The organism is Saccharomonospora iraqiensis subsp. paurometabolica YIM 90007 (genome assembly GCF_000231035.2).
Classification (GTDB): domain Bacteria; phylum Actinomycetota; class Actinomycetes; order Mycobacteriales; family Pseudonocardiaceae; genus Saccharomonospora; species Saccharomonospora paurometabolica.
The window spans coordinates 1-2,018 of record NZ_KI912246.1; the positions used below are offsets into that span (position 1 = coordinate 1).

A 2,018-nucleotide genomic window follows, 5' to 3' on the forward strand; every position below is an offset into this window, starting at 1 on the left:
TCACGGTGTTCGGCACGGACACCGCCGCCGGGGCGGCCGGTGCCGTTCCGGACGGGACCGGCCCGACACGCACCGACCCGCTGGCCCTGGTGGCCGTCGCCGAGGACGAGGCACCGCAGGTGGCCGCCGCCTCGCTGGACCGCCCAGTCACGGTCCTGTGGGACTGACGGCACCACCCGGACCGACGCCGACGGGAGGCGCCGGAACCGACGCGATGCGGACGGGACCGACCGGACGGGGCCGGCTCAGCGGTCGTGGTGCGGGGGCCGGTTGTCCCGGTACCAGTCGTCCGGGCTCTCCCGTGCCCGGTCCGACCCGGGGTCGCGTTCGTCGGCCGAGGTGCGGGGGAGCACCTCACCGAACACGTCGTCGATCCGTCCACGCCGCCGGGCGTGGTCCGCCTCGTCCCGTGCCACCACTGTCGTCCGTCCCCGTCTCCCGTGGGTTCGTGGTTTCCCCGCCCGTGCCGCGGCTCAGTTCGCGTCGAGGCCGGAGAGTTCGTCGATGACGTGCGGGACCAGCGAGGACAGTGTGGCCATGCTGTCCCGCACGGCGGCCCGCGACCCCGCGAGGTTGACCACGAGGGTACTGCCGGAGACACCGACCAGTCCCCGGGAGATCCCGGCGTCGACGGCACCCGCACTCAGACCGGAGGCCCGCAGCGCCTCCGCGATGCCGGGCACCGGCCGGTCGAGCACCCCGGAGGTGGCGTCCGGGGTGACGTCGCGCGGGGAGACCCCGGTCGCGCCCACCGTGATCACCACGTCGACACCGCCGATCACGGCCGTGTTCAGCGCGTTGCGGATCTCGACGGTGTCGGCCCGCACCACCACGGTGCCGTCGACGATGAAACCGGCCTCCTCCAACAGTTCGGTGACCAGGGGGCCCATGCTGTTCTCGACCTCACCCGAGGCCGTCCGGTCGTCCACGATCACCACCAGCGCGCGGCCGAGCCGCTGCGAATCCCGCTCCATGCGGCCACCGTAGTACCCGCGGCACCGCGGGCGACAGGCAGCGAGCCGACCACCGCGTCACCGGCGGAACGACCCGGACGGAAGCCACCCGCCCGTGTCCGCCCTGCGGTGCGTCCGGGGGCGCCCTAGCGTGAGGCGGGTGCGTGTTCTCGTCACCGGCGGAGCCGGATTCATCGGCTCCCACATCGCGGATCTGCTCGCCGAGTCCGGCCACGAGCCGGTCCCCCTCGACGGGTTCGTGCCCACCGCCCACGGCCCGGACGACCACGGTCCGGACCACACCGGTCCGCACCGGTTGGTCCGCGGTGACGTCACCGACGACGCGCTGGTCCGGGACCTGCTGTCCGGGGTGGACGCCGTCTGCCACCAGGCGGCGGTCGTGGGGCACGGGCTCGACCCCTCCGACCTGCCGACCTACACCTTCAACAACGACCACGGCACCGCCGTGCTGCTGGCCGCCATGCACGAGACGGGCGTGTCGCGGCTGGTGCTGGCCTCGTCGATGGTCGTCTACGGCGAAGGCCGGTACGCGTGCCCGGAACACGGCCACGTCGAACCCGCGCCCCGGTCCCGCGCCGACGTGGACGCGGGCATCTACGACCCGCGGTGCCCCGGGTGCGGGGGAATCCCGGAGTCCCGGCCGGTCACCGAGGACGCCCCGCTCCGCCCGCGCAGCGTCTACGCGGCCACCAAGCTCGCGCAGGAACACCTGGCGGCGGCGTGGGCGCGGCAGACCGGCGGCACCGTGTGGGCACTGCGGTACCACAACGTCTACGGGCCCCGGATGCCGTCGGACACCCCGTACGCCGGGGTCGCGTCGCTGTTCCGGTCGGCGCTGCGCCGGGGCGAGGCGCCCACGGTGCTGGAGGACGGGCGCCAGCGCCGGGACTTCGTGCACGTCTCCGACGTCGCCCGGGCGAACCTGCTCGCCCTGCGCACCGCGCCCGACCCGGGCACGCTGACCCCGGTCAACATCTGCTCCGGCGAACCGCACACCGTCGGCGAGCTGGCCACCGAACTGGCCGGGGCCTGCGGCGGCCCCGC

The 2,018-nt window shown here is 74.7% G+C and carries 3 protein-coding genes; 1 reads left to right on the plus strand and 2 read right to left on the minus strand.

What is annotated here, in order from left to right:
* Positions 1 to 245: 245 nt before the first annotated feature.
* Together SACPADRAFT_RS32930 and SACPADRAFT_RS27770 are read right to left on the minus strand one after the other, a co-directional pair.
* Positions 246 to 416, minus strand: coding sequence for a hypothetical protein (locus SACPADRAFT_RS32930; RefSeq protein WP_198048327.1), 171 nt, complete (start codon positions 414 to 416; stop codon positions 246 to 248).
* Positions 417 to 473: 57 nt separating this feature from the next.
* On the minus strand, positions 474 to 974 hold the full coding sequence (locus tag SACPADRAFT_RS27770; protein WP_007027409.1) for a MogA/MoaB family molybdenum cofactor biosynthesis protein: 501 nt from the start codon (positions 972 to 974) through the stop codon (positions 474 to 476).
* Between the two features lie 139 nt (positions 975 to 1,113).
* Between SACPADRAFT_RS27770 and SACPADRAFT_RS0214205 the strand changes: the two genes are divergently transcribed.
* The coding region (locus tag SACPADRAFT_RS0214205) for an NAD-dependent epimerase/dehydratase family protein (RefSeq protein WP_028662462.1) at positions 1,114 to 2,018 on the plus strand (905 nt) is incomplete at its 3' end.

Bases quoted from the DNA above. Each gene is read 5' to 3' on its own strand.
- SACPADRAFT_RS27770 (WP_007027409.1), bottom strand. From the start codon at position 974: ATGGAGCGGGATTCGCAGCGGCTCGGCCGCGCGCTGGTGGTGATCGTG.